At 55.9% G+C, this 15,780-nt stretch carries 13 protein-coding genes; 7 read left to right on the forward strand and 6 right to left on the reverse strand.

From position 1 onward, the window contains the following. The first annotated feature begins 145 nt into the window (after positions 1-145). Together WG219_00765 and WG219_00770 are read left to right on the forward strand one after the other, a co-directional pair. Positions 146-2,305 (forward strand): TonB-dependent siderophore receptor, encoded by a 2,160-nt coding sequence (locus WG219_00765; protein WXL26057.1) that lies wholly within the window; start codon positions 146-148, stop codon positions 2,303-2,305. Positions 2,306-2,571: 266 nt separating this feature from the next. Then, the gene (locus WG219_00770; GenBank protein WXL26058.1) at positions 2,572-3,312 is read left to right on the forward strand and encodes a hypothetical protein; all 741 of its coding nucleotides are present in this window, start codon (positions 2,572-2,574) and stop codon (positions 3,310-3,312) included. Between the two features lie 100 nt (positions 3,313-3,412). Here the strand turns inward: WG219_00770 and WG219_00775 are convergent, their stop codons facing one another. From WG219_00775 to WG219_00800, 6 genes are all read right to left on the reverse strand, one after another. Then, positions 3,413-4,327 (reverse strand): ABC transporter substrate-binding protein, encoded by a 915-nt coding sequence (locus WG219_00775; protein WXL26059.1) that lies wholly within the window; start codon positions 4,325-4,327, stop codon positions 3,413-3,415. Beyond that, entirely contained in the window at positions 4,324-6,336 is a 2,013-nt protein-coding gene (gene fhuB, locus WG219_00780) for a Fe(3+)-hydroxamate ABC transporter permease FhuB (GenBank protein ID WXL26060.1), read from the reverse strand. The genes WG219_00775 and fhuB overlap by 4 nt, the downstream gene beginning before the upstream one ends. Position 6,337: 1 nt before the next feature. Then, a complete protein-coding gene (locus WG219_00785; GenBank protein ID WXL26061.1) occupies positions 6,338-7,105 on the reverse strand; it encodes an ABC transporter ATP-binding protein in 768 nt (255 codons plus the stop codon). Next, the gene (locus WG219_00790) at positions 7,099-7,857 is read right to left on the reverse strand and encodes a siderophore ferric iron reductase (GenBank protein ID WXL26062.1); all 759 of its coding nucleotides are present in this window, start codon (positions 7,855-7,857) and stop codon (positions 7,099-7,101) included. The genes WG219_00785 and WG219_00790 overlap by 7 nt, the downstream gene beginning before the upstream one ends. 203 nt (positions 7,858-8,060) lie before the next feature. Continuing rightward, positions 8,061-9,284, reverse strand: coding sequence for a CaiB/BaiF CoA-transferase family protein (locus WG219_00795; protein ID WXL26063.1), 1,224 nt, complete (start codon positions 9,282-9,284; stop codon positions 8,061-8,063). A gap of 61 nt (positions 9,285-9,345) precedes the next feature. Beyond that, positions 9,346-10,524 carry an acyl-CoA dehydrogenase gene (locus WG219_00800; GenBank protein WXL26064.1) on the reverse strand — a complete coding sequence of 393 codons (1,179 nt, stop codon included), beginning with the start codon at positions 10,522-10,524 and terminating at the stop codon, positions 9,346-9,348. 197 nt (positions 10,525-10,721) lie between these two features. On the opposite strand from WG219_00800, the gene WG219_00805 reads away from it, so the two are divergent. The 5 genes from WG219_00805 to WG219_00825 all read left to right on the forward strand — a co-directional run bounded on the left by WG219_00805 (position 10,722) and on the right by WG219_00825 (position 15,751). After that, a complete protein-coding gene (locus WG219_00805) occupies positions 10,722-11,630 on the forward strand; it encodes a LysR family transcriptional regulator (protein ID WXL26065.1) in 909 nt (302 codons plus the stop codon). Positions 11,631-12,174: 544 nt separating this feature from the next. Then, positions 12,175-13,296, forward strand: a complete 1,122-nt coding sequence (locus WG219_00810) for a Re/Si-specific NAD(P)(+) transhydrogenase subunit alpha (protein WXL26066.1) — start codon at positions 12,175-12,177, stop codon at positions 13,294-13,296. 11 nt (positions 13,297-13,307) lie between these two features. After that, positions 13,308-13,619: an NAD(P) transhydrogenase subunit alpha gene (locus WG219_00815; GenBank protein WXL26067.1), complete on the forward strand. Its 312-nt coding sequence runs from the start codon at positions 13,308-13,310 to the stop codon at positions 13,617-13,619. Positions 13,620-13,622: 3 nt separating this feature from the next. Next, complete coding sequence (locus WG219_00820) at positions 13,623-15,083, forward strand: NAD(P)(+) transhydrogenase (Re/Si-specific) subunit beta (GenBank protein WXL26068.1); 1,461 nt, start codon at positions 13,623-13,625, stop codon at positions 15,081-15,083. A 452-nt stretch (positions 15,084-15,535) separates the two neighbouring features. Further along, a complete protein-coding gene (locus WG219_00825; GenBank protein WXL26069.1) occupies positions 15,536-15,751 on the forward strand; it encodes a DUF1127 domain-containing protein in 216 nt (71 codons plus the stop codon). The last annotated feature ends 29 nt before the right edge of the window (positions 15,752-15,780 follow it).

Below are 15,780 nucleotides of genomic sequence, written 5' to 3' on the forward strand. Positions count from 1 at the left end.
ATTTCCGGGCGGGCGCGGCATTGATTTGCCCTGCCCGCCTCATTTGTAGATGCCGGATGCCAACAGGCTAAGGCGAAGCAAGGAAAGAACCGCTGCGTAATTAGGGCGCAGCACTATGGATTGACCTACAACCGAAGTAACCCGCATGAAAAAAATCAATAAGCATGGCCGCCTGACAACGCTGAGCGCTGCATCCAGCCCCTGTGTCCTGATCCTGGCACTGGGCGTTATCACTCCACACGCTTGGGCTGAAGAACTGCCGATTGGGGCAGGGGAAACCTTGTCGCTTAAAGGGGCGGATATTGTTGGCAAAGAGTCGCCAGCGCCGACGGTGACCGAGAAGGGGGACTCCTACACCATCGAGTCGAGCAACACCGCGACCAAGCTCGATCTGTCGCCACGGCAGACACCGCAGACCATCGTCACGGTCACCAACCAGCAGCTTAAGGACTTCCACCTGACCGATATCAACAGCACGTTGGATGCGGCAGGGGTCAATGTGCAGCGGGTCGAAACGGATCGTACCTACTTCTCTGTGCGCGGTTTTGATGTTTCCAACTTTCAACTGGATGGCATTGGCCTGCCATTCAGTTCTGAAGAGCAGATGGGCGATATCGACACCATCCTCTATGACCATATCGACGTGCTCAAAGGTGCTAACGGTCTGCTCTCGACCCCGGGTAACCCGGCAGCGACCGTCAACTTTGTACGCAAGCGCCCAACCCGGGAGTTTCAGGCCTCTGCCTCATTTGGTTATGGCTCGTGGGATAAGCGTCGCAGCGAGTTTGATTTGTCCGGTGCCTTAAATGAAGCAGGCACTGTGCGTGGACGGTTTATTGCAATGGACGAGGTGGGTGATTCTTATTTGGATCGCTACTCGAAAACCAAGAACGTGTTCAGCGGCATTCTTGAGTTCGACCTCAATGACAGCAATACCCTGACGGTGGGCCACTCCCAGCAACGCAACCGCCCGAACGGCATCATGTGGGGAGGCGTTAACCTCTATAACAGTGATGGTTCTAAACATCACTTCAGTCAGCATTACAACACCGGCCCAGACTGGACCTACTGGGACACCAATGACAAACAGACCTTTGTCGAGCTGGCCAGTGATCTAGGTTACGGTTGGCAGAGCAAAGCGACACTGAATTACAACGAAACCAGTGGTGATGGCGAAATGTTTATCGCTCAAGGTCTTCCCGATACCGGTGAGACCAGTTTCGCGTCGAAGTTCAAACGTGGAGAGCGGCAGATCTTGGGGGACTTCTATGTCAAAGGCCCTTTTGAGTTGTTTAGCCGTACTCATGAAGTGGTGCTTGGCACAAGTTGGGCCAAAGATGATGTGCAGTGGACCTCCCAAGATGCCGCAGCCGGTGTACTGCTGCCGCCGAATTTCGGTGGTAGGTTCCCTCATCCTGAGTTCGGCAAAGTCACCAGCAGCGCCGATTTCACCAACTTCCGCCGCAGTTATTACGCCGCAACCACGTTAAATCTTACTGATGGACTGAAGTTTATCGGCGGCGCCAACTGGACCAAGCTGACCAGTAGCGGCGAGCAGACCGGCGATGCCCACGCTTACTCCAAATCCAAGGTCACTCCGTATTACGGGCTGGTGTATGACTTCCATCCAAACTACTCGGCGTACGTCAGCTACACCGAGATCTTCAATCCGCAGTTCAAGAACAGTGTGGACGGTGGCCTGCTTGACCCGGTCGAAGGAGACAGCGTTGAAGGGGGGATTAAGGGTGAGTGGTTCGACAAGCGCCTAAATGCCAGCATCTCCCTGTTCCGCACCAAGCAGGACAACTATGGGGAGTATGCTGACCAAGTCGGGACCGTGAACCGATACAAAGGCATTGATATCAAATCGGAAGGTTATGAGCTGACGGTTGGTGGTGAGCTGTCGCCGGGCTGGCAGATGAATGCTGGTATGACCCACCTGTTCTCTCTGCGGAATAAGGATGGCAGTGCTGCACGGACTTACATTCCACAGAATCAGGTCTACCTGAGCACCTCCTATAAAGTGCCGCAGATTCAAGGCCTGAAAGTCGGCGCGAGTATGAACTGGCAGAGCGAGATATTCCGTGATCAGGGCAAGACCGCTAGTGGACAGGAGATCGTCAGCAAGCAGGACTCCTATGCCGTGTTTAACACCATGGCCAGCTATGACATTGATCAAAACTGGAACGTCGCACTGAACGTCAACAACATCTTTAACGAGAAATACTTAACCAGCCTGTATTGGGCTCAGTCCTTCTACGCCGCACCACGCAACACCATGGCGACGGTGACCTGGAAGTATTGATAAATACAAAATCTGGTCGACTAAATTCACAAGCGGAGTCATTTGACGATGACTCCGTTTTTTAGTTTTCTTAGTGAAAAAATTTATATTTTGTCTTAGGCGTTTATTGGTGTTAAGGGTATTTTATCTTTAGGTGTCAATCGCTAAGTTTGTTTTTTTGCATATTTTTTTGAATGTGCTAATTTCGCTAATAAACTCTCTGCACATCAACTCTGAAGAATTTCAGGTTTTGTTTTAGCGTTATATCAGTGTGAGAAATTTTGCCTATGCGATTCTTGTATGGAGTTGTGGCTTTTTTGATGTGCAGCAGCCAGGCTTTTTCTGAACCTTCGGTTAAAACTAGTCCTGTACGAGGCAATGAGCCATTGGCTTATGATGTGACTGTTGCTAATACATCTTGGCCCGGTAGCAAAGTTTCCGCTCCAGGAGATATTCTACAAGGTAGCTATGGATTCAAGGATTCTGATGGCGATTCAGAGAGTAATTCTAGAATTCAGTGGGTATACAGTGATGGTTCGTTAATATCTGGTGCTAATGGCCTTACTTATAAAGTTGTAGCGCAGGATGTTGGGCGTTCTATCAGCTTGCAGGTGACTCCATACACTGACCCTGCTATGACCGATCCGTCTCAGGGACTCCCGGCGTCATCTGAGCCGATATCTGTTAATTCTACTTATATACCGTATGGTATATTTAGGTATGATGAAGTTGTGGCTGCTTCAAATACTGCGGGTAAGTGTGAGTCTCTGGGAGGGAGAAGGCTTACTCCTCAGGAGTTAAAGAAACTATACCTCACGATGACCTCGGCGAACTCAATTCCTAGTGAAAATACAGATCTTTGTGATGTGTGGGGTTGGCGCTTGTATATGATGTGCGGCGCAGAAAGATTTGGTAATCTTTATCATACCAATACACCAGGTGAGGTTGTTCAGATGAGAACTGGAAATACGGAGTCAATTCCTCTTGGTGAAGTTGCTGGTAATCTCGTTTGTATAGCGTCTGAATAGAGTTTTTAAATATATAATTGGTATGAGTGGAATCATCTATTTGAATATATGATTTTACGTTTTGTTGCTCACGGCTTTTGCTATTAAAGCTAATATGAAATTAGCTTAGCGGAGGAGGAGAGTTCAGGGCTGCATCTGCCGGTAAATTGAGCAGTGCATCGCTGATTGTCTCAGCCAGATTCTCGATGCAAAAGATTCCACCGTGGGTCCACACGGGTTTCATCTCGGCCACATGACCTTTGCGTACAAATGGCATGCCCTGCCACAAGGCGGTGCTGAATACGCGCTCCTGCTGAGCAAATGGGCCGATGTACAACACCACACCATCGTTGATCTGGCCCAGATCGGTCACTGGTTTCTGCAAGGCGCCCCAGCGGCTTTTTTCCACTTTCATCGCCGGGCTCAGCCCTAAGCGTTGCAGGGCGTGTTCCGGCATGGAGTTGGGGCCCATGACATACACCACTGTAGGGGAGGCAAAGCGGATTACAGTGACTTTTGGCGGTTGGCCGTTGAAGTGCGCCAGCAATTGCTGGTGCAGTTGTATGAGGCGTCGATCCATTCGCATCAGTTCAAGCTCTGCACGGGCTTGTTGGCCTACCTGTGTGGCCAGATGCAGCAGGTTATTGCGTTGCAGGGTCTGATTATCCTGCTCTTGGGTGAAATCCTGATAGCTGAGCACTGGCGCTATGCGCTCCAGTTTGTCGCGAATGTCCTCAAGCAGCGGTGTGATCAGAATCAGCTGTGGTCGCGATTGCGCCAGCAGCTCCAGATTTGGCTCGGTGCGAGTACCGACATTGGGCACGTCAGCAGGCAGCGTCGGGTGAACCACCCATTCCCGGTAAACCTGTGCGTCGGCCACCGCTACGGGCAGCACATTCAGCTTCAACAGGTGTTCGGTCATCTCCCAACTCAGGGATGCGATGCGCGGTGCTGTGGCTGCCCTCGCAAGGCCCCAAGGGAACAGTGCGGCAGCGAGCATGGCTTGGGTCAGCGTGCGGCGGGTGAGGTCGGTCATGCTCGCCTCGCCCGAATCAGCAGGATGACGAAATACAGCCCGCACACCACCGAAGCCACCAGCCCGACCGGTACCTGCAACGGGAAAATCAGATTACGCCCCAGCCAGTCCGCCAGCACCATCAGCAGGCCGCCAAGGGCCATGGCCAGCCACAGTTGCGGTTTCACTTTGCGTGCCCCGAGCATGGCTGCCATATGCGGTGCTAACAGGCCAACAAAGGCGGTCGGTCCAAGCAAACTGGTGACCCACGCGCACAGCAGCGATGCCAGCAGCAATAGCAGCAGGCGTGTTCGCTTCAGGTTAAGGCCCCTGCTTAGGGCTATGCCGCCATCAATCGAAATCAAGGTGATAGCCCGGTGCACGAACAGGGTTAAGGCGCTAAGGGCGATTACCCCGCTCAGCAGCCAGAGCGCTTGGGTACCGCTGATACGATAGGTCGAGCCAGATAACCAGCCGAGCAGCGCCAAGGCATCTGATGAGCCCTTGCTCAGTACGAATTGCAGCGCGGTGGTGAGTAACGCGCTGAGGGCTACGCCGATCAGCACCATCACCGCCGGTGCATACTGGTGGCGTCGTCCCAACAGCAGCAAGACGGCCAGCACAGTCAGGCTTCCGGCAAACGCTGCCAGGGGCGCGAACAGCCAGAACAGTGAGCTGCCGAACACCACCAGCAGCGTCAGTACAGCCAAAGAGGCCCCTGCGGTCAGGCCGAGCAGGTCCGGGCTGGCCAGTGGGTTGCGTAGCAGGCGCTGGAGTAGCAGGCCGGACACTGCAAGGCCACAACCCGCGCTGGCTGCTGCAAGTACACGGGGCCAGCGCAGTGACCACATTGGCTCAGCTGGCCAGGCCAACTCCCAGCCTTGCAAGGTACGACTCAGGCACAGACCCGCCACGCTCAAGAGCAGCCCAGCCACTGCGATCAGCAGCACCGTGTGGGGTGACACGCGCACTGCACCAGCAGGCAACTGCAGTGCGCCCTGATCCTTCGCGGCCAATTGGCGTCGGGACAACCATAGCAGTGCTGGCGCACCGATGAGGGCGGTAGTGGCCCCGGTCGGTACCAGCTCGAACAGCCCGCTGTTGAGCGCAATCGCCAGTGCATCGCTGCCGAGCAGCAGCAACATGCCCAGCAACAGGCTGTAGCAGAGCTCGTCACGGGAGGATCTGGCTCCGAGCCAGCGGGCCAGGTTCGGGGCAATCAGGCCGATAAAACCAATCATGCCCACTGCGGTTATGGCCACTGAACTCAGCCAAACGGCCAACAGAAACAGTACCAACAGCACCGGTAGCAGGTTCATCCCCCGGCCTTGTGCGGCTTGGCTGCCGAGCTGCAACAGGGTCAACGCACGGGGTGCCAGCAGCAAAGCGAGCAACCCGATGAGCAGGCGCGGCCACAGCCACTGCACCCAGCTCCAGTCGATTTGGGTCAGATCCCCTGCCCCCCAGACGAACAGGCCGCGGCTCTGCTCATGAAAGATCAGCATGATGGCCCCGGCAATGGCCCCCAGCAGCAGGTTTAGCGCCATCCCCGCGAGTACCAGCGGCAAACCAGAGAGACCGCTACGGCCGACGATCAGCAGCACTAAAACAATCGCCCCGAGGGCGCCGCCCAATGCCGCCCACTCGCCATGCTCGGCGGCAAACTGTGGCGCCATACTGCCGACGACTAACAGGCTCAACCAAGCCCCGGATGATGCGCCGATGGTCATGGGAGAGACCAAGCGGTTTTGCGTCATCTGTTGCAGCAGACTACCCGCCAGGCCAAGCGCCGCACCGATCAACAGCGCCACAGCAGTACGCGGTAGTACAGCCAGGTGGTAGTGCAGCGCGCTGAAGTCGCTTGTGTCCGGGGCGAAGAGCAACTGCCATTGCTGCGCCAGGGGCAATTGGGTTCCGAGGTTGATATGCAGCAGCATAAGGGCGATGCCCAGCAGCAGGGTCAGGCCGTAACGGTGCCACAGGGCCTGCTGGCTCGGAACGAGCTTGAAAGATGTGGGTTGAGCGGACATATCAACTGACAGCAGCTACAGGTAAGCGCTGGCCGGGTTGCGGCAGAAGCTGAATGTCGATGTCGTAGAGTCGACTGAGACGTTTTTCATCCAGTAGCTGTTCAGGCGTGCCATCAAAAAACAGGCGGCCTTGCTTGAGCGCGATGATGCGGTCGGCATAGCGGCAGCTGAGGTTGATGTCATGCAGGATCGCCACCACCCCAAGGCCCTGCTCCCGGTTGAGCTGGTGCAGCAGGTCGAGGAGCTGATACTGGTGGCCTAAGTCCAGTGCCGAGGTGGGCTCATCCAGCAGAATCATGGGGGCTGCCTGGGCCAGTAGCATGGCGATCCAGGCGCGCTGGCGCTCGCCGCCCGACAGACTGTCGGCCAAGTGCTCGGCATATTGCGCGGTATCAGTTTGCTGCATGGCCAGTTCAACACGCTGATAGTCGTCCTCCCGCCATAAGCCGAAGAGTCCGCGCCACGGGTAGCGTCCCAGACGTACCAACTCGCGTACGGTCAGCCCCGGTACATCGGGCAAGCGTTGCGGTAGATAGGCGATCTGGCGGGCAAAGGCCCGTTGGCTGAAGCTGTGTAACGGCTGGTCTAGCAGCTGCAGGTGACCGGTATCCGGTTCAATCTGGCGGGCCAGCAGATTGATCAGGGTCGATTTGCCTGAGCCGTTGTGGCCGAGGATCACGGTGAACTGGCCTGTACCGATGTGCAGCTGATCCAGTTTGAGGATGCTGCGCTGGTCCCTGAAGACTTCGATGTTGTGCAGTTTCAGCATGCGGCGAGCAGCTCCGCTTGCAGGCGTTGATCGCGCTCGGCTTTTTTCAGTTTCGGGCAACTGCTGCACAGCTCGCCATCATGGCGGCGGAAGTGCTGACAGCACACTTGCCGTTGCAGGCACATGTGCTCTTTGCCGTCTTCGGTGTAAATGCTGGTCAGGCCGCTATTGGGCGCAAGCTTTAGGGCGTTCATCCACAAGCCTTCCAGTTCAACCAGATGGTCCTTGGATAGCGCAAGCTGCTCATGGGCCAGGAGCAACGCGGATACAACACAATCTGCGGCGAGCAGGCGTGCCAGTTTGGGATAAATGCTGGCCACCTGATTGAATTCTGTCAGCTGATCATTGAGAAACCCGACGATTTGTCCGGCGGCAAACTCGATCAACTCTTTGAGTTGTCCCTGACGCGGGCAATGTTCCGGCAGGCAAAATCCCCCCACAAAACCATCGCAGATTGTTTGCCCAATATCCTTCAGGCACGGCGCTTTGCCGTTTACATGCACGGCCAGAACGGTGAGGTAAATGGGCTGCCAGATTAACAATGTCCAGCTGCGTACGGACCAGTAATGGCGACCCGCCTCAGGGTGCTGGTGCTGCCACCAAGCATAGAGATTGCTGATGCGTTGAGGGTTGTCCTGAGTTCCGCAGACCAATTGATCGGCCTGCGCGGCACCAATATGCCCGCTTAAGCGCGGCACAATCTGACTCGCGGTGCTGAGTAACTGCTCAAGGTCGCAGGAGGTGTTGCCCATTGTGGTCAATCCATTGCCATTGGGAGGCTGCACGATGCACGCAGCCGAGCAGGAATTAGATCAGCCAATTGCGAATAATTCAAATTATCAGTGGCGGCGACGACAGTCGGGCGGGCTTGCGGCGGGATGGGATTGACAGGGTGGACAAAAAAACGCGGCCATTTGGCCGCGTAGAGGAAAATCCGTAGTGATCTCAGAGCGGTTTATACGACGCCTGCCGCTCGCAGTGTGCTGATCTGCTCAGCACTCAAGCCCAAGTGCTTGGTCAGTACCTGTTCGGTGTGTTCGCCAAGCAATGGCGGCGCATTGCGGTATTCAACCGGGGTCTCAGACAGATGCAGGGGGCTGGCCACCAGCGGTGTCGTACTGCCGAGGCTATTGGGCAGGTCAACGCGCAAACCACGGGCTTGCACTTGCGGGTCGGCAAACACTTGGGCCAGATCGTTGATCGGGCCGCACGGTACGCCGGCAGCTTCAAGCAGGCGAACCCACTCTGCTGTGGTTTTAAATACCGTGGCCTGGCGCAGCAGAGGGATCAGCTCCGCGCGGTGAGCAACACGGGATTTGTTGGTGGAAAAACGCGGGTCGTCAGCCAAAGCCGGAAGGCCGGCAACCTCGCAAAGTTTGCGGAACTGCCCGTCGTTACCCACGGCGATGATGAAGTTGCCATCAGCGGAAGGGAAATCCTGATACGGGACAATGTTCGGATGGGCGTTGCCCAGGCGTTTTGGCGAGACGCCGGTGTTCAGGTAGTTCATGGCCTGGTTGGCCAGGCAGGCAACCTGTACATCCAGCAGGGCCACGTCGATATGCTGACCAAGACCTGACTGCTCGCGTTGGTTGAGTGCAGCCAGCACGCCAACGGTAGCGTATAAGCCGGTGAGGATATCGGTCAGGGCGACGCCCACTTTTACCGGGCCTGCGCCTTCCTCACCGTCGGGCTTACCGGTCAGGCTCATCAGGCCGCCGAGACCCTGAATCATGAAATCGTAACCCGCCCGCTTGGCATACGGCCCGTTTTGACCGAAACCGGTCACAGAGCAGTAAATCAGGCGTGGGTTGATGGCTTTCAGGCTGGCGTAGTCGAGGCCATAAGCCGCGAGTCCACCGACCTTAAAGTTTTCCAGCAGAACGTCGCAGTGCTGCACCAGTTCGCGGATCAGGCGCTGCCCTTCCGGTTGGGTGAAGTCAACGGTGACGGATTGCTTATTGCGGTTCGCACTCTGGAAGTAAGCCGCCTCACGGGAGTCGTTACCGTCGGCATCCTTCACAAAGGGTGGGCCCCAATGACGGGTGTCATCGCCACTGCCAGGTCGCTCGACTTTGATCACTTCGGCGCCAAGATCACCAAGGATCTGCCCAGCCCAAGGCCCCGCCAGTACGCGGGAAAGATCAAGAACGCGGATGTGAGACAAAGCACCAGACATGGTAGACCTCAAGCGAACGTAGATGGGCGGGGAAGCGTCGCTTCCCCGCTAGGTACAGGACTTAGAAGAAAGCCTGCAGGCCAGTTTGCGCACGGCCGAGGATCAGCGCGTGAACGTCATGGGTGCCTTCGTAAGTGTTTACCACTTCCAGGTTGACCAGGTGACGGGCTACGCCAAACTCGTCGCTGATGCCGTTACCACCCAGCATGTCACGGGCCATGCGAGCGATTTCCAGCGATTTACCGCAGCTGTTGCGCTTCATGATGGAAGTGATTTCCACCGCTGCAATGCCTTCGTCCTTCATGCGGCCCAGACGCAGGCAGCCTTGCAGAGCCAGGGTGATCTCGGTCTGCATGTCAGCCAGCTTCTTCTGGATCAGCTGGGTTTGTGCCAGAGGGCGACCGAATTGTTTACGGTCCAGGGTGTACTGGCGAGCGGTGTGCCAGCAGTCTTCCGCTGCACCCAGGGCGCCCCAGCTGATGCCGTAACGAGCAGAGTTCAGGCAGGTGAACGGGCCGCGCAGGCCCCGTACATCCGGGAAGGCGTTTTCTTCAGGGCAGAACACGTTGTCCATGACGATTTCGCCAGTGATCGAAGCGCGCAGGCCGACTTTGCCGTGAATCGCCGGGGCGCTCAGACCTTCCCAGCCTTTTTCCAGTACGAAGCCACGGATTTCGCCAGCGTCGTCTTTCGCCCAGACCACAAACACGTCTGCGATTGGAGAGTTGGTGATCCACATTTTGGCGCCGGTCAGGCGGTATCCACCTTCCACTTTCTTGGCGCGGGTGATCATCGAGCCTGGGTCGGAACCGTGATCCGGCTCGGTCAAGCCGAAGCAACCGATGTACTCGCCGGTGGCCAGTTTCGGCAGGTATTTCTGCTTGGTGGCTTCGCTGCCGAATTCGTTGATTGGCACCATTACCAGGGACGACTGCACGCTCATCATGGAGCGGTAGCCGGAGTCGATACGCTCTACTTCGCGAGCGATCAGGCCGTAGCACACGTAGTTCAGGCCGCTTCCACCGTAGGCTTCAGGGATAGTGGCGCCGAGCAGGCCGGTTTCGCCCATTTCACGGAAGATGGCCGGATCGGTCTTCTCGTTGCGGAAGGCTTCCTGTACACGAGGAGCCAGCTTGTCAGCGGCAAACTGCTGAGCGGTGTCGCGCACCATGCGCTCTTCTTCAGTCAGTTGCAGATCGAGCAGCAGTGGGTCGATCCAGTTAAAGCTTGGCTTGGCCATCGTAAAAACCTCGTGTTCGTGATGTCGGAAGAGGCGGGCTGCGTACAACTGGCTCGGGCCCGTCTTGATGGGTACTGATCGTAGGTTGGCATTTTGTCGCAGGCAAACGACTATTCTTCAATGACTTGTGCAAAAATCTCACTTCGAAACGGTTTTCATGAGCCAGATTAGTCTTAAAGAGTGAGGGTGATGCACAGATGCGTCGCAAGATTCCCAGCACAACTGCCCTGATTGCATTCGAGTCAGCCGCTCGCCACCAGAGTTTCACCAAAGCCGCTCAGGAACTGAGCCTGACCCAAGGCGCCGTGTGTCGGCAGATCGCCGGGCTTGAAGAGTTTCTCAACATTGAGTTGTTCCGCCGTTCACGGCGTGGTGTGCAGTTGACCGAAGCGGGTGTGTCCTATGCGCGGCGTGTGGCCAGTCAGCTTGATGCGGTGGAGCGAGACACACTGGCGGTTATGGGGCAGCAGGGGGCGATGACTATCGAGTTGGCGGTTGTGCCAACTTTCGGGACGCAGTGGTTGTTGCCTCGCTTGAAGAACTTCCAGCGTTTGCACCCAGAAGTAACCGTAAACCTGACTAACCGGACGCGCCCTTTCCTTTTCGCCGATACCGAGCTGGATGCTGCGGTGTATTTCGGCGATGCCGACTGGCCTGGAACCCGTGCCTACTTGCTGATGGGGGAAGACATGATGCCGGTCTGCAGCCCGGCGTTGATGGCAGGGCGCTCTGAGTTAACAGTTGAAGAAATCTCCAGCCTGCCCTTGCTGCAGCAGTCCACTCGCCCTTATGCCTGGCGTCAGTGGTTCAACGCCCAAGGATTCAGTACACCGAGAGATATGACGGGCCCGCGTTATGAGCTGTTTTCCATGTTGGCTCAGGCGGCCATGCATGAGATGGGCGTTGCGCTGATTCCGCCATTTCTGATTCGCCGCGAGCTGGACGAGGGGCGTCTCGTGGTCGCGACCGCACTGACCATGCCGACTGATAAGGCTTATTACCTGATGATCCCAGAACGCAAGCTGGAGTCACCCGCATTGGTGCGCCTACGCGACTGGTTAGTGGCGGAAGCACGCGGCTATGTAGAGGCAAATGTTCTGAAATAGTGAACAGTCTAAATGCAATGCATAGGGGGCTGTGCGTTAAAGACAGCTGACTCATCGCGCCCCTATTTGTAGGAAATTTCGCATATTTGCGGTGTTTATGCGGTTATAAATCCTTGTAGTGGCTATTGTTTGCGCGCTACAAAATTATAATTCATCGTTATGTAAGGTGTTTTTTTTCTTGCACACTTATTGGCTATAACCCTTTGTCTGTAAGGGTTACAGCGGAATGCTGATAAATAATGGCACGAGTTTGCTGAAATTTTTTTTGGACCAATTTTGGCGCTATGTGTTTTTTTGTAGATGGAATAAACCTATTGATTTATAAGGAATTTTACTGATTTTTGAGTGTGCTGAGCGTTACGTGTCTTGTAGTTATCACAATGATTTACTCCAAAACGCCTTGAAGGCTGTCTTCATCACCTGCAAAATGCCGCCCCCGTCTGTTTCATGTCGTTGCAGCCCGGGATTGTGCTGATCATCCCTATACGCCGGCGTGCCACCCGTAGTGCGCAGGTTCACATAAAGATCACGCAGGAGATTTGAAGTGCACATCGGTGTTCCTCTCGAAACCCATGTAGGTGAGACGCGCGTTGCCGCAACTCCCGAAACCATCAAGAAACTGATCGGCCAGGGCCATCAGGTGACTGTACAAACCGGTGCTGGCATCAATGCGAGTATTCCGGACAGTGCCTATGTTGCTGTTGGGGCGACAATCGCAGACGCTGCCGCTGCCTTTGCTGCTGACCTTGTGCTGAAAGTTGTTGCGCCAGATGAAGCAGAGCTTGGCCTGATGAAGTCCGGTGCCGTGCTGGTTGGCATGCTGAACCCGTTCAGCAATGAAACCATTGTCCGTATGAACGCCCGTGGCATTACTGCTTTTGCGCTGGAGGCTGCCCCGCGTACCTCCCGTGCACAGAGCCTTGATGTGCTGTCCTCGCAGGCCAACATTGCCGGCTACAAGGCGGTGATGCTGGCGGCCAATCATTACCCGCGCTTTATGCCGATGTTGATGACCGCTGCCGGTACCGTTAAAGCCGCACGTGTGCTGATCCTCGGCGCAGGTGTTGCCGGTCTGCAGGCGATTGCTACGGCCAAGCGTTTGGGCGCTGTGATTGAAGCCTCTGACGTACGTCCGGCGGTGAAAGAGCAGATTGAGTCCCTGGGCGCTAAGTTCGTCGATGTACCGTTCGAGACTGACGAAGAGCGCGAGTGCGCCGAAGGCGTTGGTGGCTATGCCCGCCCGATGCCGGCCTCGTGGATGGAGCGTCAGGCTAAGGCTGTGCATGAGCGCGCTAAGCAGGCTGATATTGTCATCACCACCGCGTTGATCCCGGGCCGTAAGGCGCCGACTCTGCTGCATGAAGCCACTGTTACTGAGATGAAGCCTGGCTCCGTGGTTATTGACCTCGCTGCTGCTCAGGGCGGTAACTGCCCGTTGACCGAAGCCGACAAGGTGGTGGTCAAGCATGGCGTGACCATCGTTGGCCACAGCAACCTGGCTGCGCTGGTGCCGGCTGATGCATCGGCCCTGTATGCCCGCAACCTGCTGGACTTCCTCAAGCTGATCATCGACGGCGAAGGCAAGTATCACCTCAACCTCGAAGACGACATTGTTGCCGCGTGCCTGATGTGCCGCGACGGCCAGATCGTCCGTAACAACGGCTAAGGGGAACGGACATGGATCTGATTTCAGACGGCATCTACAACCTGATCATCTTCGTGCTGGCCATTTACGTGGGTTACCACGTGGTTTGGAACGTGACTCCAGCGCTGCACACGCCGTTGATGGCGGTGACCAACGCAGTTTCTGCGATCGTTATCGTGGGCGCCATCCTGGCCGCGGCCTTGACCGTGACTCCGCTGGGCAAGGCCATGGGCACTCTGGCGGTCGCATTGGCAGCCGTTAACGTATTCGGTGGTTTCCTGGTAACTCGCCGCATGCTGGAAATGTTCAAGAAGAAGGCGCCTAAGGCGTCCGCGGAGAAGTAACCGATGAGCATGAACCTTATTACTGTCCTGTATCTGGTTGCCTCGGTCTGCTTCATTCAGGCTCTTAAAGGCCTGTCGCACCCGACGACTTCGCGCCGTGGTAATGCCTTCGGCATGATCGGTATGGCCATTGCGGTGATCACCACCGTTGGTCTGATCCAGCTGAAGATTGAAGAGTTCGCCAAGCAAGGCATCACACTGAGCCTGACTCAAGGGCTGGGTTATGTTTTGGCTGCGTTGGTGGTCGGTGGCGGCGCGGGCGCAATCATGGCCAAGCGCGTTGAAATGACCAAAATGCCTGAGTTGGTTGCCTTCATGCACAGCATGATCGGTCTGGCGGCGGTGTTCATTGCCATTGCTGCTGTGGTCGAGCCGCAGTCGCTGGGCATTGTGGCCAATATGGGCGATGCCATTCCGGCGGCTAACCGCGTTGAGCTGTTCCTCGGTTCTGCTATTGGTGCCATCACCTTCTCCGGTTCGGTGATCGCATTCGGCAAGCTGTCTGGTAAGTACAAGTTCCGCCTGTTCCAGGGCGCGCCTGTTGTGTTTAAGGGCCAGCACCTGGTTAACCTGCTGTTCGGTCTGGCGATCATTGGCCTGGGCGTCTACTTCACTGTTACCGGTGACGTGCGTGCGTTTGTGGCGCTGACTGTGCTGGCCTTCATTATTGGTGTGCTGATCATCATCCCAATCGGTGGTGCTGACATGCCGGTGGTGGTGTCCATGCTCAACAGCTACTCGGGCTGGGCGGCGGCTGGTATCGGTTTCTCGCTGAACAACTCGATGCTGATCATCGCGGGTTCTCTGGTGGGCTCGTCCGGTGCGATTCTGTCTTACATCATGTGTAAGGCGATGAACCGTTCGTTCTTCAACGTGATCCTCGGTGGTTTCGGTGGCGCTGCTGATGCAGGCGGCCCGGCGGGTGCTCAGGAAGCACGTCCGGTTAAATCCGGTTCGAGCGACGATGCAGCCTTCCTGCTGACCAACGCTGACACCGTAATCATCGTTCCGGGCTACGGCCTGGCGGTAGCCCGTGCCCAGCACGCGCTGATGGAACTCGCTGAGAAGCTGACTCACCGTGGCGTGACCGTTAAGTACGCGATCCACCCAGTAGCTGGTCGTATGCCTGGCCACATGAACGTCTTGCTGGCTGAGGCCGAAGTCCCTTACGAGCAAGTGTTCGAGATGGAAGACATCAATAGCGAGTTCGGCCAAGCCGACGTGGTGCTGGTCCTCGGTGCAAACGACGTGGTCAACCCGGCCGCGAAGAACGACCCGAAATCGCCAATCGCTGGTATGCCGATCCTTGAGGCCTACAAAGCCAAGACAGTCATCGTTAACAAACGCTCTATGGCCAGCGGCTATGCCGGTCTGGACAATGAGCTGTTCTATCTGGACAAGACCATGATGGTGTTCGGTGACGCGAAGAAAGTCATCGAAGATATGGTTAAGGCTGTTGACTGACGGCTACGCAGTAAAAAAACCGGCCTTGGCCGGTTTTTTTACGCCTTGAATTTGTTGGTGCGGCAATGGCATTGGCGACATGTGGTGGGAGGCAAATGCTGTGCTATATGGATACCAGAATCCTGAGTGATACGTCAGGATTTGGAGTTTTGGGGGCAATTGGTTGCGTTTTCAATTGCATCTTGCTATGAGTTCAATTTTAAACTGTACCGTAATGAAAGGCCTGGAGTATAGGTAATCTGTAGTGATTTTAGCTAAATAAATAGTTTTTTAATGAATAACTACTTATGACCAGTACAGTTTATGCTATTAATTTAATAACAGTTGTTAAGCTAGCTAACTAAAAAATCGACTATTTGGCGCAGCTGTGACTACTGCGTTGAGTGGCCCAGGGAGATAATGAACCCATCGCAACGTAAGACAATCCCGCCACAAGCGGAAGGATGAACACCATGGAACGTACCCTCAGTTCCGACCTGTTTTTTGATCACGGTTCTCGCAGCAACGCCAGCGCTCTGCCGCTGCGTATCTACTCAGCAATCATGCAATGGCGCCGCCGGGCAATCAGCCGCCGACAACTGGCCCACTTGGATGCACGTTTGCTGGCCGATGCCGGCATCACTGAATCCCAGCGCATGGCTGAGCTGAGCAAGCCTTTCTGGCGCTAAGCTACCCCGAGTTCTGCTCCTCCCTTTTA

The sequence above is a fragment of the Pseudomonas mendocina genome (assembly GCA_037482215.1).
Lineage (GTDB): Bacteria > Pseudomonadota > Gammaproteobacteria > Pseudomonadales > Pseudomonadaceae > Aquipseudomonas > Aquipseudomonas mendocina_E.

Bases quoted from the DNA above. Each gene is read 5' to 3' on its own strand.
- WG219_00765 (WXL26057.1), top strand. From the start codon at position 146: ATGAAAAAAATCAATAAGCATGGCCGCCTGACAACGCTGAGCGCTGCA.
- WG219_00770 (WXL26058.1), top strand. From the start codon at position 2,572: ATGCGATTCTTGTATGGAGTTGTGGCTTTTTTGATGTGCAGCAGCCAG.
- WG219_00775 (WXL26059.1), bottom strand. From the start codon at position 4,327: ATGACCGACCTCACCCGCCGCACGCTGACCCAAGCCATGCTCGCTGCC.
- fhuB (WXL26060.1), bottom strand. From the start codon at position 6,336: ATGTCCGCTCAACCCACATCTTTCAAGCTCGTTCCGAGCCAGCAGGCC.
- WG219_00785 (WXL26061.1), bottom strand. From the start codon at position 7,105: ATGCTGAAACTGCACAACATCGAAGTCTTCAGGGACCAGCGCAGCATC.
- WG219_00790 (WXL26062.1), bottom strand. From the start codon at position 7,857: ATGGGCAACACCTCCTGCGACCTTGAGCAGTTACTCAGCACCGCGAGT.
- WG219_00795 (WXL26063.1), bottom strand. From the start codon at position 9,284: ATGTCTGGTGCTTTGTCTCACATCCGCGTTCTTGATCTTTCCCGCGTA.
- WG219_00800 (WXL26064.1), bottom strand. From the start codon at position 10,524: ATGGCCAAGCCAAGCTTTAACTGGATCGACCCACTGCTGCTCGATCTG.
- WG219_00805 (WXL26065.1), top strand. From the start codon at position 10,722: ATGCGTCGCAAGATTCCCAGCACAACTGCCCTGATTGCATTCGAGTCA.
- WG219_00815 (WXL26067.1), top strand. From the start codon at position 13,308: ATGGATCTGATTTCAGACGGCATCTACAACCTGATCATCTTCGTGCTG.
- WG219_00820 (WXL26068.1), top strand. From the start codon at position 13,623: ATGAGCATGAACCTTATTACTGTCCTGTATCTGGTTGCCTCGGTCTGC.
- WG219_00825 (WXL26069.1), top strand. From the start codon at position 15,536: ATGGAACGTACCCTCAGTTCCGACCTGTTTTTTGATCACGGTTCTCGC.